This window comes from Paenibacillus sp. FSL H7-0331 (genome assembly GCF_001956045.1).
Genome location: NZ_MRTH01000015.1, coordinates 37,779 through 60,400 on the forward strand (window position 1 = coordinate 37,779; position 22,622 = coordinate 60,400).

Annotated in this window: 22 protein-coding genes; 8 read left to right on the forward strand and 14 right to left on the reverse strand. The window is 45.3% G+C overall.

The features are described from left to right. Positions 1–20 precede the first annotated feature (20 nt). The 4 genes from BK127_RS21825 to BK127_RS21840 all read left to right on the forward strand — a co-directional run bounded on the left by BK127_RS21825 (position 21) and on the right by BK127_RS21840 (position 3,445). Positions 21–725: a response regulator transcription factor gene (locus tag BK127_RS21825; protein ID WP_372237367.1), complete on the forward strand. Its 705-nt coding sequence runs from the start codon at positions 21–23 to the stop codon at positions 723–725. Beyond that, positions 725–1,660 carry a sensor histidine kinase gene (locus tag BK127_RS21830; protein ID WP_076233643.1) on the forward strand — a complete coding sequence of 312 codons (936 nt, stop codon included), beginning with the start codon at positions 725–727 and terminating at the stop codon, positions 1,658–1,660. The genes BK127_RS21825 and BK127_RS21830 overlap by 1 nt, the downstream gene beginning before the upstream one ends. A gap of 119 nt (positions 1,661–1,779) precedes the next feature. Continuing rightward, the gene (locus BK127_RS21835) at positions 1,780–2,700 is read left to right on the forward strand and encodes an ABC transporter ATP-binding protein (protein ID WP_076233644.1); all 921 of its coding nucleotides are present in this window, start codon (positions 1,780–1,782) and stop codon (positions 2,698–2,700) included. 4 nt (positions 2,701–2,704) lie between these two features. Beyond that, complete coding sequence (locus tag BK127_RS21840) at positions 2,705–3,445, forward strand: ABC transporter permease (RefSeq protein WP_179097567.1); 741 nt, start codon at positions 2,705–2,707, stop codon at positions 3,443–3,445. Between the two features lies 1 nt (position 3,446). Here BK127_RS21840 and BK127_RS21845 read toward each other — a convergent pair whose 3' ends face one another. Both BK127_RS21845 and BK127_RS21850 read right to left on the reverse strand, forming a co-directional pair. After that, positions 3,447–4,622 carry an FAD-dependent oxidoreductase gene (locus BK127_RS21845; protein WP_076233646.1) on the reverse strand — a complete coding sequence of 392 codons (1,176 nt, stop codon included), beginning with the start codon at positions 4,620–4,622 and terminating at the stop codon, positions 3,447–3,449. Between the two features lie 420 nt (positions 4,623–5,042). Further along, positions 5,043–5,771, reverse strand: a complete 729-nt coding sequence (locus BK127_RS21850) for a class I SAM-dependent DNA methyltransferase (protein ID WP_076233647.1) — start codon at positions 5,769–5,771, stop codon at positions 5,043–5,045. 290 nt (positions 5,772–6,061) lie between these two features. Here BK127_RS21850 and BK127_RS21855 point away from each other — a divergent pair, with 290 nt between their 5' ends. Continuing rightward, complete coding sequence (locus BK127_RS21855) at positions 6,062–7,246, forward strand: MFS transporter (RefSeq protein ID WP_076233648.1); 1,185 nt, start codon at positions 6,062–6,064, stop codon at positions 7,244–7,246. Positions 7,247–7,681: 435 nt separating this feature from the next. Then, complete coding sequence (locus BK127_RS21860) at positions 7,682–7,960, forward strand: ArsR/SmtB family transcription factor (protein ID WP_076233649.1); 279 nt, start codon at positions 7,682–7,684, stop codon at positions 7,958–7,960. Between the two features lie 82 nt (positions 7,961–8,042). Here BK127_RS21860 and BK127_RS21865 read toward each other — a convergent pair whose 3' ends face one another. After that, positions 8,043–8,453, reverse strand: a complete 411-nt coding sequence (locus BK127_RS21865; RefSeq protein ID WP_256711401.1) for an SRPBCC domain-containing protein — start codon at positions 8,451–8,453, stop codon at positions 8,043–8,045. 212 nt (positions 8,454–8,665) lie between these two features. Between BK127_RS21865 and BK127_RS21870 the strand changes: the two genes are divergently transcribed. Then, on the forward strand, positions 8,666–9,625 hold the full coding sequence (locus BK127_RS21870) for a serine hydrolase domain-containing protein (RefSeq protein ID WP_076233651.1): 960 nt from the start codon (positions 8,666–8,668) through the stop codon (positions 9,623–9,625). Positions 9,626–9,876: 251 nt separating this feature from the next. On the opposite strand, the gene BK127_RS21875 is transcribed toward BK127_RS21870, so the two are convergent. From BK127_RS21875 to BK127_RS21925, 11 genes are all read right to left on the reverse strand, one after another. After that, complete coding sequence (locus BK127_RS21875) at positions 9,877–10,266, reverse strand: tautomerase family protein (RefSeq protein ID WP_076233652.1); 390 nt, start codon at positions 10,264–10,266, stop codon at positions 9,877–9,879. A 140-nt stretch (positions 10,267–10,406) separates the two neighbouring features. Continuing rightward, on the reverse strand, positions 10,407–12,203 hold the full coding sequence (locus BK127_RS21880) for a helix-turn-helix transcriptional regulator (protein WP_179097568.1): 1,797 nt from the start codon (positions 12,201–12,203) through the stop codon (positions 10,407–10,409). Positions 12,204–12,264: 61 nt separating this feature from the next. Further along, positions 12,265–12,852, reverse strand: coding sequence for a sensor domain-containing protein (locus tag BK127_RS21885; protein WP_076233753.1), 588 nt, complete (start codon positions 12,850–12,852; stop codon positions 12,265–12,267). A gap of 680 nt (positions 12,853–13,532) precedes the next feature. Beyond that, on the reverse strand, positions 13,533–14,456 hold the full coding sequence (locus BK127_RS21890; protein WP_076233653.1) for a helix-turn-helix transcriptional regulator: 924 nt from the start codon (positions 14,454–14,456) through the stop codon (positions 13,533–13,535). 101 nt (positions 14,457–14,557) lie between these two features. Continuing rightward, complete coding sequence (locus tag BK127_RS21895; protein WP_076233654.1) at positions 14,558–15,724, reverse strand: epoxide hydrolase family protein; 1,167 nt, start codon at positions 15,722–15,724, stop codon at positions 14,558–14,560. A gap of 170 nt (positions 15,725–15,894) precedes the next feature. Then, positions 15,895–16,917, reverse strand: coding sequence for a GNAT family N-acetyltransferase (locus BK127_RS21900; protein ID WP_076233655.1), 1,023 nt, complete (start codon positions 16,915–16,917; stop codon positions 15,895–15,897). Between the two features lie 73 nt (positions 16,918–16,990). Then, positions 16,991–18,070: a saccharopine dehydrogenase family protein gene (locus BK127_RS21905; protein ID WP_305954318.1), complete on the reverse strand. Its 1,080-nt coding sequence runs from the start codon at positions 18,068–18,070 to the stop codon at positions 16,991–16,993. 32 nt (positions 18,071–18,102) lie between these two features. Next, on the reverse strand, positions 18,103–18,837 hold the full coding sequence (locus BK127_RS21910; RefSeq protein ID WP_083689471.1) for a class I SAM-dependent methyltransferase: 735 nt from the start codon (positions 18,835–18,837) through the stop codon (positions 18,103–18,105). Between the two features lie 17 nt (positions 18,838–18,854). Further along, a complete protein-coding gene (locus tag BK127_RS21915) occupies positions 18,855–19,568 on the reverse strand; it encodes an ABC transporter ATP-binding protein (RefSeq protein WP_076233656.1) in 714 nt (237 codons plus the stop codon). Next, the gene (locus tag BK127_RS21920) at positions 19,549–20,325 is read right to left on the reverse strand and encodes an ABC transporter permease (protein ID WP_076233657.1); all 777 of its coding nucleotides are present in this window, start codon (positions 20,323–20,325) and stop codon (positions 19,549–19,551) included. Before BK127_RS21920 ends, BK127_RS21915 begins: the two co-directional genes overlap by 20 nt. Then, complete coding sequence (locus BK127_RS21925; RefSeq protein ID WP_076233658.1) at positions 20,300–21,289, reverse strand: ABC transporter substrate-binding protein; 990 nt, start codon at positions 21,287–21,289, stop codon at positions 20,300–20,302. Before BK127_RS21925 ends, BK127_RS21920 begins: the two co-directional genes overlap by 26 nt. 142 nt (positions 21,290–21,431) lie before the next feature. Here BK127_RS21925 and BK127_RS21930 point away from each other — a divergent pair, with 142 nt between their 5' ends. Next, entirely contained in the window at positions 21,432–22,538 is a 1,107-nt protein-coding gene (locus BK127_RS21930; protein WP_076233659.1) for a helix-turn-helix transcriptional regulator, read from the forward strand. Positions 22,539–22,622 lie beyond the last annotated feature (84 nt).

The following is a 22,622-nucleotide window of genomic DNA, read 5'->3' on the forward strand; positions in this document are numbered from 1 at the left end:
ACTATCGAGGAGTGGACAATATAACTTCACAAATACTCATTGTCGAAGATGACTGGGAGATTCACGAATTGCTGGCCGCTTATTTACAAAAAGAAGGCTATGAAACAACATCCGCCTACAACGGAAAAGAGGCACTCAGCCTCTTAGCACAAACACAATTTCAAATCCTCATTTTGGATCTGATGATACCTGAGATTGACGGTTATGAAGTACTCCGTCGCGTACGAGAAACACAAAATATTCCTGTACTGATCCTCTCTGCAAAAGGAGACGAGGTGGACAAAATCATCGGACTTGGGCTCGGTGCGGACGATTATTTAACAAAGCCTTTTGGGCTTGGAGAGCTGTCCGCGAGGGTCAAGGCTATGCTTCGACGTTATGTCTACTTTAACAATAGTACGAAAGACGATCCCTCGTCCGTGTTGACCCATGGCGATCTTACGATCAATTTACATACCTATGAAGTCGCGTCACGAACCGGTAAAATAACGCTGACCTCCAAAGAATTTGAAATATTAAAGTTGTTTCTCTCCAAACCTTCCCGGGTCTTCACGAAGGCGCAAATTTTTCAAGCCGTCTGGAAGGAAGACTGTATGTCTGATGACAACACGGTCATGGTACATATCCGCCGTCTTCGCACTAAAATTGAGTTGAATCCGTCTCAGCCGGAATATATTCAAACGGTTTGGGGAATAGGATACAAACTCGGGGAGGCTGCTAACTGATGTTCACGTACATCCAGACTAGCATCACCGTTATTTTGCTTGCTGCAAGCAGCTTACTTGTTATTCGACAGTGGCATTTCAAACGGCAGTTAGCGATGGTGACCGCCCGTATCGAAGAGATACGCAATGGCAGCATCAATCAGAGAGTCCGTATTTCCACCACGCAGAAATCCCTGAACGAGCTCGGAGGCAGTATGAACCGACTCATCGATGACTTTCAGCGAAGCATGGAGAAGGTCAACTGGCTGGAAAGCGAACGAAAAAAAATGATCACCCATCTCTCCCACGATTTACGAACACCGCTAACAGCCATTCTAGGCTACGTAGAATTCATGCAGACAGATAAAACCCTTACAGAAGCTACACGACAGCATTACTTCCAAATCATCTCCTCCAAGGGGAACAAGCTGGAAACTTTGATACGAGATTTCTTCGAGCTTTCCAAACTGGAGGCCGATGATGAACTATTGAACCCTGAGAGAATCAACATCATTGACAAAATACAAGAAGCGATACTTTCCTTCTATCACCAGTTTCAGCTCGTACAATTGAGTCCACAGCTGCAGCTTCCCGAACACCCCATTTACGTTTGGGGAAATGGGCACAGCATAGATCGGATTATGAACAATCTGCTGTCCAATTCGCTTCGTTACGGAGTGGAAGGTGGAATGATCGGCATTAGGGTTCGGGAAGAAGAAGAACGCGTATGGATTGATGTTTGGGATCAAGGCCAAGGGATTTCAGAGACAGATTTGCCGTATATATTCGAGCGCCTATATACGGGCAAAGCATCCAGAAATGCTGTTCAGCAAGGGAATGGTCTGGGCCTGACGATTACCAAAAAATTAGTTGAGAAACAGCAAGGTGAAATTCATGTCGACAGCATCCCAAATCAAAAAACCAGCTTTTCCTTCTACTTGCCCAAGGCAACTTAAGAAAAATGTAAGGAATAGTTAATTAGGATGTAAAGTGTACTCTATATAATTAAAACCAACCAAAATGATGGCTTACGAAGTCATTTTGCTATGCAAAACTTATAGGGGGTTGGGAACAAGTGGAAACCATTTTGAAAACAAGCGGCCTCACCAAAAAGTATAAAGATCACACAGCGGTCGACTGTATCAACATTTCCTTGAAAAAAGGAGAGATTTACGGTTTTCTCGGCCAGAACGGAGCAGGTAAAACGACGACGATTCGCATGATTATGGGTCTCATCCAGCCCACATCAGGCCAGATCGAACTGTTCGGGCAGACCTTGGAGTCGGGGCACAGAGCAGCTTTTGAACGCATCGGTTCGATGATTGAAATACCCGGCTTTTATCCGAATCTGACTGCCGCCGAGAACCTCGACATCCACCGCCGAATGATGGGCATGGGGAACAAGGAAAGCATTGAACAATCACTGGAGCAAGCAGGTTTGCTGGACGTTCGCAACAAGCGAGTGAAAAGCTTCTCGCTCGGAATGAAGCAGCGTCTTGGCATAGCCCGTTCTCTACTGCATCATCCGGAGCTGCTTATCCTCGATGAGCCGACAAACGGTTTGGACCCTGTTGGAATAAAGGAAGTACGCAATTTAATTATTGAGTTGGCATCGAAACGCAATATTGCTGTTTTGGTATCGAGCCATATTTTAAGTGAGGTTCAGCAGATGGCTACGGTACTTGGCATTATTCATAACGGAAAATTAGTGGAGGAAATTGAACAAGAAGCGCTGCAGATGAGAAACAGACATTGTGTGGAGTATAAGGTAAGCAATGATCGTCAGACAGTTATGCTGCTGGAGCAGAAGCTGGGCATTCACGACTACTCCGTTCCCGAACCGGGCATTGTCAGGGTGTTCGAACAGCTATCAGAATCGGCTATGATCAATCGAACACTTGTTGATAACGGCATAGATGTGTGCGAAATTACGATGCTGCGTGAAACATTGGAGGATTATTTCCTTGGCCTGACGGGGGGTGCTCGAAGTGCTTAATATTATGTATACCGAATTACTGAAATTAAAACGCTCCAACATTCTCTGGTTAACGATCATTGGCGCTGTACTGCCTGCGTTGATCACCACATTCGGTGAATTCAAGGACATGAATTGGACCAATCTGTTAAATAACAATCTTCTGTTTCTCAACGTAATGATTGGTCCGATGTTATTATCGATGCTAGCAGGATATGTGGTGGTCCGGGAATACAATGATAATACGGTTAATCAACTTTTCGTATATCCTCATCGTCGCGTCACGATTTTATTTGCAAAAATGGTTGTCGTTCTGCTTCTATCTGTTACGGTATCTGCCCTTAATTATTCATTGATTTGGTTGTCAGGCAGCCTAATAGGCCATCAACCGATTACGGCAGAACTGTTCTGGAAATATACCGATGCGTATTTGTGGATGTTTGTGCTGCAAGCTCTGCTTATCCCGATTATGATGACAGCCGGAATTGTTGGAAAAAGCTTCATCCCTCCGGTCGTGCTCGGAATAGTCGCTATCCTCATTAATATGATGGCGATTCAGGGAGTTGAGGACCATATTCCGGAACGCATTACTTTTGTAAGCTATTTTCCATTCGGTTCTGCAATCATTCATATGCTTGATTTGATTAAATCAAATGTGGATATAGGTGTTCTCAACCCTTTATATCCCAATGGATTAACCTTTGTACTATTTTTCATTTTCAATGCGCTCTATTACACGAAGTCCGAGGTTCATAGCGGTTCTTGATTTATTCTTTAAGTTCAGCCTGATGATGATACTGATCAAACGTTTCCTTCAATTTGGTTGCAGCGTCATCGGAGAAAATAAGCTTGAGGTTCTTATCTGATTCCTCGGCTGATCGGGATGAGTAGACGTACATCTTCTCCTCGTATACGCTGACCGCTTCATCGAGATCGTCATAGTGAGCGATGGCTAGCGCCAGTTGTGTTGCATCCAGCATCGCCAAGTTCACGCCTTCTCCTGCAAAAGGAGACATCAGATGCGCAGCATCACCGATTAACGTGACACCCGACTTGAAGGCCCATTTCAGACCGACAGGCAGCATATAGATGCGTCTTGGGATCATCTTGTCGTTAGAGCAGTGGATATAGTTCTTCAGTTGTTCGTCCCAATCACTGTAATACTGTAGCAGCTTCCTTTTCGCTTCCTTGGGCTGATTGAATGGAATGTCGCACGTATCCAGCCAGTCACGTTCGGCTCTAAAGCTTAAATATACCTTGATACGGCCATCTCCATTGAGCTGAGCAAGAATCGCTTGATGATCGGCAAGACCAAACATCTTCCCACGAGCGTTAAAGGCGGCGAGTTCAGGATGGGCGACGGCTGCATTGTCCACATTAAGCTCCACCATACTGAGTCCGCTATATTCGGCTTTGGCATCCGTGAGAAGAGGACGTATACGGGAGAAGGCGCCATCGGCACCGACGACAAGATGGACGGTATCCACGTGCCCATTCTCAAAGCGAAGCTCATGCATGCCATTATCCAAAGGAATGGCTTCAATTAATTTATGCCCATAGTGAAGGCATTCAGGGTCGAGATCGTTCAGCAGCAGATCACATAGGGTTCCGCGGTCGATTTCGGGACGTTCCCCGGTATCATCGATGCCAGCCACCTCATCCATATAAATTTTGCCCGTTTTGTCGAGAAGCCGGAAGTCTTCTCCTTCATAGCGGGCAATCGCTTTAAATTGCTCGTAAAGGCCTGCTTCTTTAAGCGCGATTTGCCCGGTATCTTCATGAATGTCCAACGAGCCACCACTGTCGCTGTTTTTATCCGAATCTTCGCGTTCATACACAACCGCTTTTATACCGTGCCGCTGCAAAATCAGGGCTAACGTCAATCCGCCGGGACCTCCACCTATAATTGCGATACGTTGTTCTTTTGCTGATGCTGCTGTCATCCTTTTCAGCTCCTCAAAGTTAGATTGTGAATGTCTTGACTATTTTATAATATAACGAACATTGTTCGTTTTTAGATATGACAATATTTCCGTTTATCCTAACACTTACAGGGACAAGCCTCTTCCCCAACTTGTGGACATCTTGTAAGGCGTTGATACGGTGTGATAAACAAGCAGTGACAATAGTAATACCAAATGAGGTTACGATTTGTTGAGCAGATGTCGTAATAGGAGTCACTCGACTGAGAACGCGGCTGTGGCATGATTCGCTTGTGTATTTGTATTCATTTCAACTCGCTCCTTTCTCTTCAAGTTATACCACAACGAACATAGTTCGTAAAGAACTATGTTCGTTAAAATAAAAACCTCCTTCTGGTATGCTACCAAATGGAGGTTCAGACTATGTCTTATAAGGAACGATTATTGTTTTCGTGCTTTTACAATAAGAAAATGCGGGTTCGTCGAAAGACGATCAAACCATCGTTTGTACCAATCCATGGACTCAGGTTTATCTTTGAACTCTATATCGGGCTGCGGCTCAACGATTCTGTCAATTACAAATTGTGCTGAGGTGACGTTAAGTATTTCTTGAAGAGGTCTCCTGTAAAATGTAACCTCTACGGGTCCGGACTCCTTTTTGTTCCATGTTTCCTTCAGTAGCTCATGGGCAAAGTAATCGGGTCTATCAAAGTGTTTAAAGTCCATAAAAGGGTGATGCACAGAGAAAATCAGGCAGCCTCCTGGTTTCAGGATACGATGAAATTCACGAAAGGTGGGTGCCCAGTCATCGATGTAGTGAAGGGTCAATGAACTTACAATCAGGTTGAATGTCTCGTTATGGAACGGAAGTGTTTCAGCCAAATCACAAGTAAACACCGCTGTCTCATCACCAACTCGCCTTTTACAAGCTTCTACCATGGCAGGACTTAGATCAACAGCCGTAACCTGAGAACCCCGTTTTATAAATTGCTCCGAATACCAACCTGCGGCACAGCCAGCATCCAGGACTGCTAGTTCTCTCATATCGCTTGGCATAAGCTTCATCATCGCCGGTCGTTCATAATAAGCGTTATGCCCACTCTCAATATCCACATGTATTTCATAGTCTTTAGCAAGCTTTTCGTAAGCTTGGAGAACCTTTTCTTTCATTTCTTCACACCTTCCCTCTATCTTGTCTGCACTTCACGTTATGTTAACGAATTCCACATTTAAGCTCATATTCCTTGTTTTTATGCGCGAATAAGGTACTTGACGAACAACACCTTTAGTTATATAGTTATACAAGTATCTAATTGACGACAAAAAAAGAAGGATGGTTTGATGTGATTTAGCTGTTTAATCCCGCCAGAACTGCTTGAGGTTTGAAGAAAATCGGCGCGTGTGACTAGCGTCAATTGAGAGATATACAACTACACGATATTTGGGAGATGATTTCAAAGGTGGCTCAATCTAAATCTTTAATTATATTCATCCTCGCTTTCGGTATCTTTGGTATCATTAATACCGAAATGGGTGTAATCGGCATTTTGCCACAGATTTCCCAACAATTTGGCATAACCGTATCCGACGCAGGTTTGCTTGTCAGCCTTTTCGCACTGGCTGTTGCGATTAGCGGCCCCTTCTTACCCTTGCTTTTCTCAGGAATGAATCGTAAGATAGCCATGCTCATGGTAATCGGACTTTTCGTCATCACCAATGTGATATCTGTTTATGCGCCTAACTTTACCGTGCTCCTTATAGCTCGGATTATCCCTGCGTTCCTGCATCCCGTTTATTTCTCGGTAGCTTTTACAGCAGCAGCCAATTCCGTTAGCAAAGACCAGGTTCCCAAAGTCATATCCAAGGTATTCATGGGCGTTACTGCCGGGATGGTCATTGGTACACCCATCACGTCTTTTATCGCGGACGTCATGTCGCTTGAAGCTTCACTTTGGTTCTTTGCTGTAGTCAATGCGATAGCATTCGTAACCATTCTCGCTTTCATCCCGTCTATGCCCGTTAAGGAAAAACTATCCTACGGAGCACAGTTGGGCGTGTTGAAGAAACCACTGGTCTGGATCAGCATTGTGACTGTCATTTTCTTGAATTCATCGATGTATGCCGTTTACAGTTTTTTTGCCGAGTATCTGGATACCGTTACTCATATGACTGGAAAACAAATCAGCCTGATGTTGGTATTATTCGGTGTAACCGGTATGGCAGGTAATCTATTGGCTGGAAAATTACTAAGCAATAGAGCGATCGCAACAGCAATCGTGTTTCCATTTGTGTTCGGAGTCATTTATTTACTCGCGTATTTACTAGGGAATTTCACTATTCCAATGACGATAATTATCGCGTTATGGGGTGTTCTTTTTACCCTCGGACTCAATATATCTCAATACTGGATTACTTCCTCAGCCCCAGAAGCGCCTGACTTTGCAAACGGCTTGTTTGTTGCCTTTGCCAATCTAGGCGTAACGGTCGGCACATTAATTGGCGGTATGTTTATTGCAAATATGGGCACTCATCATGTCGTATGGTCCGGCATCATATTCCTGGCGCTTGGTTTTGTGACCATTATGCTAAGAACATCCCTTGGTTCAAAAAAAGCGAGATCTAAGCTAACCCTCACTAATCACTGATTGCCAGACAAGCAGCTCTTTTAGCAATAAGCATAGAGGGAACTACAATTCCCTTCTATGACTATTGCTAAATGGAGCTGTTTATTTGCTGTTATAAATCCTGTAGGGATTGTGTAATCCATAGCATCTCCAATTATAACAATGTCTCAAACATGGTCAATTCTGGGATTTAAATGGGTACCTTAATTAAATTATACGATAATGCCTGATAGGATCAGAAATGCACGGGAGTGGAGGATCGATCATCCTGTCTGCTCAGGAGAAATTTTAGACCAAATATGGTATGATAAACATAATCACAGTTGCTTTTCATGGTTACCTAAATCTGCGTTGACAAATCAAGATACTTCCATATCATCAAAATGAAGAGCGACCAACGACATAAAAAGAAGTTAATACAACAACACACAATGTCACAGAAAAGGAGAAATCTGTATGACAACCTTATCCGACCAGCAGTTCTCGAGGATCTCCCGCGCCCTGGCCGAACCGCGTCGTTATCAAATGCTCAAGGAAATCGGAGCAGCCAAAGAGCCGCTACCCTGCAGTATACTGCATGAGTCCCACAACGTGAGCGCCGCTACCATCTCCCATCATATTAAAGAATTGGAGACAGCCGATTTGGTTCAATGCATTCGTGAAGGCAAGTTCATGAGTCTTGTTCTCCAACACGATGTTCTGCGCGCTTATTTGGACAAACTTTCGGAAATATAAGTATGGGTCGTTCTACACAAATACAACGGTAGCCCAGGACATAGGAATTCAGTCCAGACTACCGTTAAACATTGAATAAACCTTATATCACCAATGCAGCTCTCAAAATAGCGCCATATTCCAAATAACCTTTTAGACAGGTTAACATGTATACCCAGCCTTCTTTATTGCCCAACAATTTGCTTATGAGTTCATCATCATTCTCTTTAAAGCCTACTTCATTAATCTCAATAAGGGAACTCTTAGAGTCAAGCTCTTTCAGCGTAATCGTAACCACATTCCCATCCCCGGTTGTTCCCCACTGGAACACGATTTTCTTATTTTCTTCGAGCTCCAATATTTTAATATCCACTTGTGCATTGTATTCCATATATCTCAAAGTAATCGTTTTGCCTTGTTCCCATTGATCCGAGCCTGTGAACCAATAGTTTGCCATTTGTACAGGATACACAAAAGCTTCGAATACGTCCTTTACAGACTTTGATATTTTCATTTTTGTATTGACCTCTAGGTTCATATGAAATCAACTCCTATTGAGTTTTCCGAAACTGCCATCATCATATCGTATCCACTTGAAACCTGCAAACGCATGTCTGCTTTATTTATAGTGGAAATAAATCTTTCATTTTATTCCAATTGTCCTCATCGCTTCTGCCCAATCCATGTTATGATGGAAAAAGAAACCATATCTAAGGGAGGGCTATTATGACAGAACATCTGTTACCTCGTTCCAAACCTGAAGATCAGAATATCATTCCACAGGCCATTGAACAATTCATTATCGCCATTGAAGCTGCCGGATTGAATATGCACAGCTTTATGCTCCTTCGTCATGGGTACGTAGTATCCGAAAAGTGGTGGCCAACGCATCATCCGGACGAACCGCATGCTTTATTTTCAATTAGTAAAAGCTTCTGTTCAACAGCTATCGGTATGTTGGTTGATGATGGTCTGCTATCCATCGAGGAACCGGTACTGCAATATTTCCCTGATCATATGACACCGGAAATTGAGTCCAACATGAGCTCCTTACTGATCCGACATCTGCTTACAATGACTTCTGGCCATTCAGAAGATCCTACAAACCTCATACGGAATACACAAGATGGTGATTGGGTAAAAGCTTTCTTCGAAACACCCATTGAAGAAGCTCCAGGTTCACGATTCGTCTATAACAGTGGCGCTACTTACCTACTGTCCGCGATCGTGCAGAAGGTAACCGGACAAACGCTTCTCGACTATCTACGGCCCAGACTTTTTCAACCTCTTGGAATCGAAAATGTAACTTGGGAATCATGTCCTATGGGAATTAGCTGTGGCGGCTGGGGTCTTAATCTTACGACAGAGGACATCGCGAAATTTGGACAGTTATACTTACGTAAAGGAGTTTGGGACGGCAAACGCCTCGTATCGGAGGACTGGATTGAGAAGGCGACTTCTGTTCATATATCAACTGCTGCTATGGATGGTATAGACAAGCAGCAGGGTTATGGGTATCAGTTTTGGCGCTGCCAGTTTGGCGGGTTTTGTGGAAGAGGTGCAAACGGTCAATTTTGTATCATAATGCCCAAGCAGGATGTGGTCATTGCGATTACCTCGGACGAGAAAAGAATGCAGGCGTTACTGGATATCGTATGGGAGAAGCTTCTTCCAGCAATAGAGTGATCAATCGAATATTGGAGTTTTCCCTTCCTTAACTATCGTACAGAATCCTGGGCATACTCTATTAAATAATAGGGCTGAGAAGTATGGTAAAGCTTGCTCTAGATCCTTGTAAGACAAGGGTTTAGAGCATTTTTTTGACAACAAATACTTTTTATTTTCAATGTATCGCAGCAGAACTTATTCTGCAACCTTTCACTATGTATAGCAAAGCAAATAGGCAACCAAGTTCATTGGCTGCCCACTAACCACATTCATATATTCACATTATAATTTAACTGAAGTTCATCGCCTGGATAACCTCTGATCCCCCAATTCGATTTAGGAGTCTCAAAAATTGTAATTTCTAAATCCTGCGCAGTGATATTTAATTTGTTATGAAAATTTTCAAAAAGCAACCGAATTAATTGTTTTTTGGAATCCACTGAACGTCCTTCAAAAATACTTATTTCAATAATGGTATAGGCTTCAGTTCGTCCAGCGGCATAATAAAAATCATCTTTAGCCATTGGAAAGAAACGATGAAACCTCTTATCCATTGGAAATTTAAAAGCTTCAACAACACAAAGATGAATAATATCCGAAACCCTTTCCTTAATGGGGTTCAGATTTTCCTTAATGCCAAAGATCTTCACTTGAGCCATGCTCCTCATCTCACCTTTCTCATCTCAACTATTCTCGATAAATTACTTCCATTATCCACCATATTATAACATGTCTTTCGGGAATATAGCACTCCCTTGAAAAATTATCTAAATGAATTAACAAGAACCTCTTTAAGGCACTAGAGAAATCCGGCATCCATTGCTTTCTTGGCCGCTTCTTCCCGATTACGTACGCCCAGTTTCATATAGGCGGTTGAGGCGTAATTCCTGACGGTGCCGTCAGATAAATATAACTTTGAGGCGATAGTTTTGTAACGTAAACCCTTGGATACGAGCTGCAAAATTTCTAATTCACGAGGCGTTAGTCCATATTCATCCGTTGTGTTCGTATTGGGTAAGCTGCTCTCCTGTTTGTCTAGTTGAATTTTCTCAAACAATTTCTGTGACATATCCTGATCTATGAGAGTGCCCCCACGATACACAAGACGAATCGTTTCTACAAGCTCACGTGGCTCCATAGATTTCAATAAGTACCCATCCGCCCCACTTCTCAGCACCTCTAGGGCTTGCTCCGTATCTTGAAACGTGGTCAGAATGAGAATACGAATGTTCGGCCACCTTTGCTTCATAATTTTCGATGCAGTCATACCATCCATATTGGGCATGTCCAAGTCCATGATCACCAGCTGCGGCTGGACCTGCTCACAAATTTCAATGGCCTGCTCCCCATCCTCAGCCAAGCCCACCACTTGCAAATCTTTGTGTCTTTCGATCAGGGTACGAAGACTCTCACGTATGAAGGATTGATCGTCAACGAGCAGCAAGCGAATAATTTCTTCTGGCAGCTCCGCTTGCTTGGGCAGTGTGCAAACAACAACAGTTCCTTCACTGGGCTCAGAGTAAACAGAGACATGTCCCTGCAGATTGATGGCTCGTTCTTTCATTGCGTTCAGGCCGAAGCCTTCCTGCCATTTCTGCATTCCTGTACCGTTATCCTTTATTTCGAGTCTCGTTTGCCATTGCTCAAATTGCACAGAAACATTAATTTCCGTGGAATGACCATGACGTACCGCATTAGTTAATGATTCCTGAAGACAGCGATAAAAGGTCAGCTTGGCCTGCTTGGGTAACTGGTATTCCGCGCCATAGGTTCGAAAATGAACCTGCACTTTGGTATTCGCTTGAAATTCATCGGCCAAATTCTGCAAAGATTGCAGCAGCGATAGCTTTTCTTGCGGTGATTCCATCTTATGTAAGTAGCCTCTGACTTCCTCTATACTTTTGCGAGCCAATAGCAATAGAGGATCGAGTCCTTTCTCCTGCGCCTTTTCCGAAAGCTGAGGTCGCATTGTTTCCAATCCCATAATGATAGAGGTATAGGAATGTCCGATCGTATCGTGCAGCTCTTTGGAAAGCCGGTTACGTTCTTCAGCCAATGTGATACGTTCGATTTGAGATAAATATTGTTCCAGGACGGCATTTTGCCCGCGGATGATCTCATTTTGCTTATGATTAACGACCAGCAGATGAAAGGTAAATCCGAGCGTGTAAGCCAGCCCGATGTGAATGATCATGATTAAGTAGTTATTCTGATGAGACAGCAGATTAATAAGTAAGGGTATGAGGACGATGGAAATAGGCCCCGACCAACGATAGGAAAGATGTGCACTATTGGCAGCGATCAGAAAAGCATATGTCAAAAACGACAAATAGGCTTCTGGAAATAAATATCCCAAAAACAAGCACAGCCCCCCGGAAAAAACAATTTCCGTTAGCAGATAGTACTTATAGTTAAGAAGCAAGCACAGCCAAGGTACGGAAAATGCAACAAGCTGCCAAATACCCATACCCCATAGCGGCATCGGTATTTGATCCTGGAATTGAATCGTTGTGAGAAAGAGCGATACACTACTAATAATTCGAATCAGGAACATGATCCAATCATACCAGAACCATTGTTTAACCATGTCGTACAAGTCAATCAACTCCCTAACAAACCTTCTGTTTCACTTCATATCGCTATCTAATTAGGAAGTCCTACCGGATTAACCTGTTAATCATATGACGCGTGTAACCCCCTACCATTCGAACCAGACCATTTCCCAGCCAAGCACCTACAATAGCAAGAACGAATCCCCCAGCCATCGTATAAAGGGATTTGGTGAATGTATCGATAGGCATCCCCATCAACTGGATATCGACAATCTGGAATAGAACCGGGGTCAGGATGAATAGGGCAGGAGCCACATAGACAAATACGGCACTAATTAGAGCAATAAGTCCAATAATAAACTTCAGCATTAACCAAGAGATAGCGCTCCAGTTCCGATGATCGAGCAGCTCATCTTTAGCCTGTGCCCACAAGGTACCCTCTATGCGTGGTTTCTCTGGATAAGGCTCCACCGTGATATCAGCATAAAGCTTGGTTTGAATACGCTCGTATTGTACAAATGTTTGTGTCGTGCGCATCACATAAGAGAGTATCGGAACCCCTATTAATGTAAAGCACAAGCTTAAACCCAGTATAAGACCAACCAAATAAAAACAAAAGTAAAACAATCCCGTTATAAATGTTAGAAACAAAAAGTACATATTGTGCATATTACTCACGAATCGTTTGTGCATGTTCATTTCCCTCCCAGGTTGTTTTGAGACTCTTATAGTCATCCACAGTCTAATCCTCCCTACGTCATATAGACCAGTGCCTAAATGTCATATGACATGGAAACCAGCCCATTTCAGCGCAGGATGCAAAGATATGACAGAAGGTAACTTGTTAAAATGACAACCTGTTTGGGATACTCATGAGACCAGCAACTAACCTATAAGGAGAAATGAACCATGTTAATTATGACTCGCAGCCTCAGTCTCACTGCTCTATTATTATCATCAACTGTTTGTACAGCATTGCCTTCAAATTCAGCAGCACCTAACGAAACCGCATCTCAGACAAATACTAAGACAAGCTCGAAGGGCCCACAGGATTCACAAGAGATTGAAGGTACGCAGATCCTGTATAGATAAAAATTCCGTATTTCCCCACTCTATGAACAATTAGAGCAACTCCATAAGGAACTCCTCCACGTTAGCGCGTACTTCGTTGCGGCATTAGTCGCTCTGCCATAATCTTGCGAATCCCAACAACCTGGAATCGTACCATGTCATTGGAAAATAGGTAGTATCCTTGTACACAAATAGCGGATATTGATCAAGACGGCTCCTACGGCTATCAACCTTCTCCCCCTATCACCTTATCACCTCTCCATACTCGTTCCAACCGCCCGCGGCAGCACTTGGGTATCGAATCAGTCGACCTTGTAGATCTGGACCATTTTCATAATATGACCTTGCAGCTCGGCAATTAATTCGGGAGGCTCTATCAGCTTGACATAGCTGCTGTAGCTAAGAATGTTCTGAACCGCTTTTTCCGTGGAGGAATAATGTGCCGTTACTGATATCGTACCGTCCGGGTTATCTATGATCTGGTCATAACCATATTCATCCCGTACTCTCGTCTTGACCTCTGGATTAAAACATAGAACCGCTCGCACCTTGGAAAAATTAGCATGGCTCATGAACTGCTGTTCAACATCCTGCAGCGTATAAGTACGCCGAACGAAGGTCTCAGGCAAGCTTCGCAGTCTGAGCATACGGGAAAGCCTGAACACACGCATAGCAGATCGAGTGAGGCAGTAGCCATACAAATACCAAACATATCCTTTGAGAAACAATCCCATCGGTTCGATCGTTCTTTCTGTTTCCGTTCCCTTGCTATCTAAATAGTCAAACCGGATGATATGCAGCTCTTTAATAGCCTGACGAAGAGGGGCGATTTTCACCTTGTCATTGGGGGTTGGGGTGAAATCGAGATCCACATGAACCATATTGGCGGCATTCGATGGAGTCGGCATCAAGACATTGATTCTCTCCAAAAGCCCATCGATGTCCGAGCTGTCGGTAGCAGAGCGTGCTCCTTTCAATGCCGAACAAATAGACGAAAAGTCATCGAGGGTTAAGACTTGTTTATCTATACGATATCCGGACATAATCTCATACCCTCCGTCCGAACCGGGAAATGAAACAATCGGGATTCCAGCCTGATTAATAGATTCCATATCCCGATAGATCGTACGCAGAGAAACTTCAAAGCGCTCGGCCAGTTCAGTTGCGTTGACACGGGGCTGATTAAGTAAAGTCATCGTAATGGCAAGCAACCGATCCAGTTTCACTTGAAGCTCCTCCTTGCCGAGTTTAATGGTCACACTTGCAGATTCTTATTATTTTCTACACCTAATCGTCTATAACCTTCTTATACAAGGAAGTCATGTTATTATCTGAAGCGACGGAAAAAGCTTTGCAGGTCGGGTGCCAAAAGATCCGGCGCATCCATGGCGGCAAAATGCGTGCCACGCTCAAACTCCGACCAATGTACAATATTAGTGTTATCGCGCTCTGCAAAACGCTTCATCGATTTGAAGTCGTAGCCAAATACAGCAACCCCGGTCTCGGTCGTATTAGGGCCTTGCACAACCTGTTCGCTGTTATGTGCATTTTCATAGTAGAGGCGAGTGGAGGATTCCGCCGTATTGGTCAGCCAATACAGCATTACATTCGTCAGAAACGCGTCACGGTTAATGAAGTCCACATGATCGCCAAACCCATTGAACAACTCAGCGATCCAGGCGAGCTGGCCTGCAGGAGAGTCCGTCAGCCCATATGTCAATGTCTGCGGCCGGGTCTGCTGGATCGCATTGAAGCCTGCCCGTTCATGAAAGCTGGCCAGAAATTGAAGTCGGCTCTGATCGTCTGCGGACAGGTCTACCATCTCAGCGGGATCCCCTGATGGGAAGGAGAATAACTGCAGCACATGAATACCGAGCAGACCGTCAGGCTTCTGAATGCTCATCTCACGGGAAACGAGCGCACCGCAATCGCTGCCATGAGCACCATATTGTTCGTAACCGAGACGTTCCATCAACTTCGCCCATGCTCGGGCAATTCTAGTTATATTCCAACCGGCTTCGAGAGCGGCACCAGAGAAGCCAAATCCAGGCACAGAAGGGATGACGAGATGAAAGGCATCCGCCGGATCGCCGCCATGTGACCGTGGGTCCGCAAGCGGTCCAATCAGGTCCAAAAACTCCACAATCGAGCTTGGCCAACCGTGTGTGAGGATGAGCGGCATCGCATCAGGCTCCGGTGAACGGACATGCAGGAAATGCACATTGGCCCCATCTATCGTCGTTGTAAATTGTGGAAACTCATTCAAACGCGCTTCATGCTTGCGCCAATCATACTCATTGTTCCAATAAGCTGCCAGCTCCTTCACATACGGAAGCGACACGCCGTACTTCCATCCAGCGTCCTGCAAGGCTTCAGGCCAGCGAGTGCGGGACAAGCGGTAGTGCAGTTCATCAAGATCAGCTTGTGGAATGGCGATGTGGAAAGGGCGAATCTCAGTGTCTACATGGTTTGATGTGTGGTTAATCGTTGTCATTAGAAGTGCCTCCTCGAATTTGGGGTCTCTGTGTTTCTTCTTTACACTTCTAATCATAAAGCAAGTACCCTGACAGCATACTGTCAGGGTTACGAGGGGGCTTACAATTTATTTCGTTATACATATCTATTTCTAAAGAGTTTGGACCTCTCGCATTGTATGGCGGATTCTCATCCTTGTCCACCCTGGACATGATTCCATACATCCTGCAGCTTGGCAATTATCCGATTTTTGCCTCGCAATGGCGCGTACCCTAAACGCCGATTAATTCGAAGAATGGGCTCGTTCGTGGAGTCATTGTCCGTACGGATATAAGCGGCATTACGCTGTTTGGCAAGCTCTATCGCTTTTATTTTCAGTCCTAGCGCGATTTTACGACCACGGTAAGCTCTACTCACACCGGTATACTCATGATACATTCCGTTGGTCAGCTGATTGTGCAATACATTGGATACACCCACATATTTATTACCTTTTATCGCAATAATGACTTGTTCCGGTGCATAGCCATCGACCTTCAAGTACCACTTACGCCATTCATCAATGGCTGGGACCTCACCTGTATACCCCGGTATATCCTGAAGTGTCTCCTTGTAGAGCTCGTACAGCCTCTGCTCGCTCCCCTCTTCAGCCTCATGGGCTAAAGTAGAGAACCGCACCCCTTCACACTCCAGTGCACGGAAAAGATCATGGTCATTCATACGCTCCAAGTCGACCTTCTCCATATCAAGCACGGACTGAAAAGAATGACGTTCGACTATAAACCCTCTACGTTCAGCAAATTGAAGCGATTCCGGACTGTCATCCCAAATCTCCATTACAAGTAGGCTAGCTCCAAGCTGGATTCCCCAATTTGTCACATGGCGCAGGAGAAGCTGCCCCACACCTTGATTGCGGTGCTGTTTAGCTACGATCAGCGTGTTATTGAGATGGCCGGGCTCTGTCCAGGGTGCCCGCCAAACCCAAACAAAACCTACGATCACGCCCTGCTCTGTAACCGCAACCTGACGTGCGCGATCATAACCTGCAAGCAGCCCGTTATCATCGATGTAGGTATGGCCTACTTCGTAAAGCTTGGCATCGTCTTCCTCAAGCCTCTCTGCCGTGATTGGTTCTGACCAGTATGTGTTTAATAGCTCTGCTAATTCTGCATAATCCTCCGGCAGCCTCAAGGGCCGCAGCGCAATGGACATGGTGATAACCTCTCTCCACTTTCAATTTATATCAAAAGTGTAGTTGTTCTTCCAGAATGTTACAACGGAGATTTTATCTATAGTCGTTTATTCGTATATCAATCATAACCTCAGGAGGAAGCGAAGGAAGCAGCTTTTCCCATTCAAATAACTGATCAATATGATACACGCCATGCGGCAATACAGAGCTGTAAACCCTATCTGCTACAGTAGCAGCCACTTTTGCCGTAATATTGGCTTCCTTGATCCCCTGAACCAGACATTCTATCAACACGTCATCTTGACCTTTTTTTCCCCACGCATCAATTTTCACGGCAAACATCTCTTTTCCAAATCGCAGCTTACCGAACAATTGGATGACAGCATGACGAATCCGCTGCAACTTCAATAAACGGAACACTCCGCCTACTCTTAACCACGCCAGCAAGCCGGTCACGGACGCCGAGTCGAAACAGAGCCGGGTGGATACAAGTGGCACACCCAGTGTTCGCGATAGAGCATGCTGATCAGCAAAGTTGAACCGATAAGACTTTCTATGTCCCAACGCTGACCCAAATTCCGTTATTTTACCGTCCGTAAAGCTGGATACAACAACTTTGCTTCCAGCCTGCATCACAGTAAAATCCGTGCCCAGGTTATCCACTGTCCATTCGATAGCCGCTTTACCATGTTGGTCGCCCAATCCCAGCATGATCGATATGTCTATGACATCCGTCTGATCCATCAGATGTTTGGCGTGAGCAGCCAACAGGTTGGTCAGCCCCGGCGCGAGTCCAATGCTCAGCACCGCCGTTGCTTGACCTGCTACGGCTTCCTCATGCAGATGTTCCAGCTGTGAAAGAAACGAATCATCAGCAGAAATGTCCACGTAATGCACTCCGTTGTTGAAACAAGTCCGTGCAAATGCAGGATCGATCTGATCCAGACACATCACGACCAGCTTGATATCCTTCCATATTTCCGGATCAACGGCTTCCTTGATATTGATCTGGTAAGGCTTTACCTTACCCTCGGTTGTTAAGCAGAATTGCTCAGCACGATCATAGCTTCTTCCTGCCGCAATCACTTTTCCTGGATATAACTCACCCAGATCCCTGCAGATCATTTGTCCTACCTGACCGTAACCACCAACCACCATCATATGATTTTTCACAATAATTCTCCTGACCCCGTATGCTGTATTCTCTATTCCATCGTATCGGCGGATTTGAAGCAAAAATATCCTTCTATTAAATAAGAACCAAAATAACGTGATGTGTGAGTAAATCCAGCTTCATGTAATAACATTGCCACGTCTTCTGCGGAAATTGGATCTGATTCCTGACCGATAGAAGCGGCGAATCGCTCCCATTCCTCTAGTGTAATTCCGTTATCCAGCATATGCGTTTCCCAGGCTTGCATCTGAGTGACAAACTGTTGTGTCTGCGGCTCACCGTTCAGCGATGCAAGCAAGAGAGGAGCACCGGGCTTCAGACGTGCGGAAATACCGCGAAGCAGCTCCAGCTTGTGCTGCATGCCTTTGACAAAGTGCAGGACCAGCATGCAAGTTGCACCGTCATAACGCTTTTCAAGCGGCAGCTCATCAACGGTTCCTTTTATTAAGGATACCCGATCCCCAAGCTCCGCCTGATTGATCCTTGATTCCGCGATCTTCAGCATCGGCTCGGAGGGATCGATACCTGTAAATGTCCAATTGTCATGCTTGCTGCCCAGCGTCACAATCTCATGACCGCCGCCTGCCCCAACGATTAGCACATCCAAGCTGGTATCTTCGGCATCTTCACTATGGTTGATCGCGTTCAATATGCGATCCGTCATATCATGCAGTAGTTCGTAACCAGGTATTTTTAAGGAGATCGTCTCTCCATAGCGGTTCACATTCGGGCTATTCCAGTTCATTCTTGATTGAGGATTGTTCATTGTTATCGCTCCATTCCTTAGGTTGATTGATGTCCATTGACAAGTTTGAGCAGCTTAACGATATCGTCTGCCGTAAACCGCATGGTGTCAGCTCCAACATCGGCTGCAGCATGGAAAATGTCCATCACAAGCGAACCGACCCCTGTAAGTACTACGATACGAGATCCAAGAGCAAGAGCCTCATCCAGATCATGGGTGATGAGCAGGATGGTTGGTTTATTCTTGTGCCATAGTCGCAGCAGCAGCTTCTGCATGTCCTGCCGGGTTCCGGCGTCCAGACTTTGAAAAGGCTCATCCATCAAAAGCAAACCCGGATTGGTTACGAATGCCCGGATCAATGAAACTCTCTGCTTCATCCCACCGCTGAGCTGATCGGGGTAGCTTGTCAGCGCATGTGCCATTCCCGCTTCTGTCAGCCAAATCGCAATCTCATTATTTGTCACATGCTTTTGATCATCGAGCACCCATCGAACATTGTCCAGTACCGTTTTCCATGGCAATAGCCGGTGCTCCTGAAATACATAACCGATTCGCATATCGCTTCTTCTTTCTATGATTCCGGAATCCGGCAGCTCCAGACCTGCCGCCATTCGCAGCAGCGTCGTTTTACCAATACCTGAGGTGCCCATTATGCAAGTAATTTGCCCTTCATTAAGCTCAAGAGATAGCTCCGACATAATCGTTCGATTACCGTAATGTTTGGTCACTTGTTCAAACCGCATAGCGTTCATTGTTCTCTCTTTCCTTATGTTTTCCGTAGAAGTAGGTTCGCATTAACCATTCCAGGCTCATTCCCAACAGAGCGACTAGTAGTGTCCAGGCGATCACTTCATCCGTCTTCAAATATAATCGTGAGGTGTTCATTGCTGCGCCTATTCCGGTTTGGCCGCTGATTAACTCCGACATGACGATGGTCTTCCATCCGCTGCCGATGTTGATGGTGAGGGCTGCCAACCAGTAAGGCCGCAGGGCCGGCAAATAAATGTCCCGGATTCGCTTCATACGACGAACACGAAAGACGCTTGCCATTTCAAGCAAATCCATGGGTACTTGTTGGATGCCCTCCACTGAGTTAAAGAAAAACACTGGAAAAAGGGCAATCACGACGACCAGAATCTGCGCCCCTCCGTCTATTCCTAGCCATAGTATAGCCAAAAGAATCCATGACACGGGAGGTACGGATTGTAACAGTGTCACTGCTGGCCGCACGAATGCGTATATTTTATCGTTATAGCCTGATGCAATTCCAAGTCCAGTTCCAATGACAAAAGCTATCCCGAAACCAATCGCTAGACGTACGAAGGAAAGCCACAATGGCTCCCATAAATGTCCATTTCCAGCGATATGGAGCAGCGCCTGTAAGGTTTCAAGTGGTGAAGGAAGAATAACAGCAGGGTATACACGGGCCACAACCACCCAGATGGCAAGAATAACAAGAAAGGTATAGCAGCCTGGCCATTTGTTATAGACCGTAATAAAAACCCGCATCAGGCAGCCGGCCTCCTATCGATTCCGGTGCGTCCTGCAGCAAAATTTGAAAATATCGCTCTACTTCCGGCTTGGCATCCTTGGCATCTTTATAAACCAAACTTATCTTGGTCATGGCAGCAAATAGTACGGCTTGCGGTACACCGAATGCTTCAGCAGACAATTTAAGCGATTCCTCTGGCCTTAGAACCGTCTCATTCAGCGCATCCCGATACATAATCTGAAATTGCGCTACTTCCTTGGTATGTGTCTTGGCCCATTCACGGTTCACGAAAATACCTGTTTGCGGTAAATCCTCTCCAAATTGGGCCCGCCACGCTTTCTGGAAATCGATAACTTCATATAACCTGCCATCCAGCTTCACACGCAATCCGCTGATCATAGGCTCTGGCAGCACAGCATACTTAATGGTACCTGCTGCAAGCTGCTGCATCATTTCTGGAACGGTAGAATAAGCAAGCTTGATCTTTCCATCCAGCCCTTCCTTTCTCAGCAAAAATCGGGTTAAAATATCGGGCGGGCCGCTTTGTCCGGGAATATATACCGTCTCATTGGTCAGATCAGCCAGACGGTGTGCATCAGGTGAAGTGGAAATCAAATACATGGAACCCCACGTATTGACATGAAGCAGCTGCAGCGGCAATCCCTTTGCAGCAATATTGGCCCCAAGATTAAGCGGTGCGGCGACAAATGGTACATTTCCGTTCTGGATACGAGCGAGCAACTGCTCAATGGTATCCCATGTTTCCACCTTCAGCTTCATATCTGGACTCCCTTTCTTCTCGGCCAACAATGCTGGAATCAGAGAAGGTGCTTTCGGAGATAACAGGACGACATTTTCCACATTTGTCGACGGGACCGTTGTTTCCTTAACGTCTTCCGCACTTCTGGAGCAACCAGCTAAAAGAATAATGAGACCGGTCAGAGTCAACAACAACAAATGCAGGGTACGACGACGCAGCATAGTTTCTTTTCATCCCCTTTTTTATATAGTAGAATAACAATAAGAATCATTCTCAATTATAAGGATGTAGTCGGTAAGGACAATCCCACAAATCTGGGATTCTCGCAGAAAGCACATACCGGTTTGTACGAGGAGAAGCGACATGAGCGTTCATACACATATAAGAGCCGTCACCAAAGAGATATCTGCACTGGAAACGAGTCCTGCATCTGGTTCGGATTATCGGGAAATGGTAATTCAACTCTTACGCAGCGTCGTACCGTTCGATGCGGCTTGTTGCACGACTGTTGATCCGAGGACACTGCTCTCAACGGGGGCTGTTACGGAGCATAGTGTAGAAAAAATTCATCACCTGCTGTTTGAAAATGAATACCAGCACGAAGATTTCAATAAATACACCAGCTTGGTCCAAGCTGATGACCCCACCGCCACGCTCAGTGGGGCTACGAATGGTCAATTGAAGCAGAGCTCCCGCTACCGCGACATTCTCAGTCCGGCAGGCTTTGGCGATGAAATGCGAGCGGCTTTGGTGAGCGATGGCGCATGCTGGGGGTATTTGACTTTATTCCGTGCTCAGAATCAACCTGTGTTTGGGGAGGCTGAGCGTTCCTGCGTTTCCTCTCTGGTCCCTGCTATTTCTCAGATGCTGCGCAAGAGAAGCCTGAAGCTGACGACTCATGAATCGGAGCAGGTGCACATGGACGCTGGCATCCTGATTTTGTCGAACAGCCTTACCTCCCTATCCTCTGATGCAGCGGCCGATTATTGGCTTTCCTTGCTTCGCAAATGGGAACGAATCGACAGCACCACGCTGCCCCGGCCTGTTCGAGCGGTATGTGCTCGCGCCCAATCGAACCATACTCCATATCCAGACCAAGCGTATCCGTCCAAAGTCTGCTTTTATACACCAGATGGACAATTTCTGGTTATCCGGGCAAGTCGGTTAAGCGGACCCTCTAATTCCATGCTGCTGGCAGTTTGCTTCGAAACGGCGAAGCCACTGGATATTATGCCCTTTATGGCGGAAGCCCATGGACTTTCATTACGAGAGAAACAAATTCTTGAGTCGGTATTACGGGGTTTTTCCACGAAAGAAATCGCCAGCTCTCTGCATATTTCCGCCTATACGGTTCAAGATCATATGAAATCGATTTTCACGAAAACCGGCATGACGAGCCGAAGAGAACTCATATGGAGCTTGTTCTCCCGTTTCAGTCTGCCGAATGCCAATGTACCGAACATGGACTGATATAATGAAAAAAGAGAAGCTGGCTTCCCTATCAAGTAGTTATGAAAATAAAAATGAATAGAGCGAGCAGAATGAACTCTGCTT

Bases quoted from the DNA above. Each gene is read 5' to 3' on its own strand.
- BK127_RS21845 (WP_076233646.1), bottom strand. From the start codon at position 4,622: ATGACAGCAGCATCAGCAAAAGAACAACGTATCGCAATTATAGGTGGA.
- BK127_RS21840 (WP_179097567.1), top strand. From the start codon at position 2,705: ATGTATACCGAATTACTGAAATTAAAACGCTCCAACATTCTCTGGTTA.
- BK127_RS21915 (WP_076233656.1), bottom strand. From the start codon at position 19,568: ATGAACGCTATGCGGTTTGAACAAGTGACCAAACATTACGGTAATCGA.
- BK127_RS21830 (WP_076233643.1), top strand. From the start codon at position 725: ATGTTCACGTACATCCAGACTAGCATCACCGTTATTTTGCTTGCTGCA.
- BK127_RS21910 (WP_083689471.1), bottom strand. From the start codon at position 18,837: ATGAACAATCCTCAATCAAGAATGAACTGGAATAGCCCGAATGTGAAC.
- BK127_RS21875 (WP_076233652.1), bottom strand. From the start codon at position 10,266: ATGGCTCAAGTGAAGATCTTTGGCATTAAGGAAAATCTGAACCCCATT.
- BK127_RS21930 (WP_076233659.1), top strand. From the start codon at position 21,432: ATGAGCGTTCATACACATATAAGAGCCGTCACCAAAGAGATATCTGCA.
- BK127_RS21920 (WP_076233657.1), bottom strand. From the start codon at position 20,325: ATGCGGGTTTTTATTACGGTCTATAACAAATGGCCAGGCTGCTATACC.
- BK127_RS21895 (WP_076233654.1), bottom strand. From the start codon at position 15,724: ATGACAACGATTAACCACACATCAAACCATGTAGACACTGAGATTCGC.
- BK127_RS21850 (WP_076233647.1), bottom strand. From the start codon at position 5,771: ATGAAAGAAAAGGTTCTCCAAGCTTACGAAAAGCTTGCTAAAGACTAT.
- BK127_RS21885 (WP_076233753.1), bottom strand. From the start codon at position 12,852: ATGCACAAACGATTCGTGAGTAATATGCACAATATGTACTTTTTGTTT.
- BK127_RS21870 (WP_076233651.1), top strand. From the start codon at position 8,666: ATGACAGAACATCTGTTACCTCGTTCCAAACCTGAAGATCAGAATATC.
- BK127_RS21900 (WP_076233655.1), bottom strand. From the start codon at position 16,917: ATGTCCATTGCGCTGCGGCCCTTGAGGCTGCCGGAGGATTATGCAGAA.
- BK127_RS21865 (WP_256711401.1), bottom strand. From the start codon at position 8,453: ATGAAAATATCAAAGTCTGTAAAGGACGTATTCGAAGCTTTTGTGTAT.
- BK127_RS21925 (WP_076233658.1), bottom strand. From the start codon at position 21,289: ATGCTGCGTCGTCGTACCCTGCATTTGTTGTTGTTGACTCTGACCGGT.
- BK127_RS21860 (WP_076233649.1), top strand. From the start codon at position 7,682: ATGACAACCTTATCCGACCAGCAGTTCTCGAGGATCTCCCGCGCCCTG.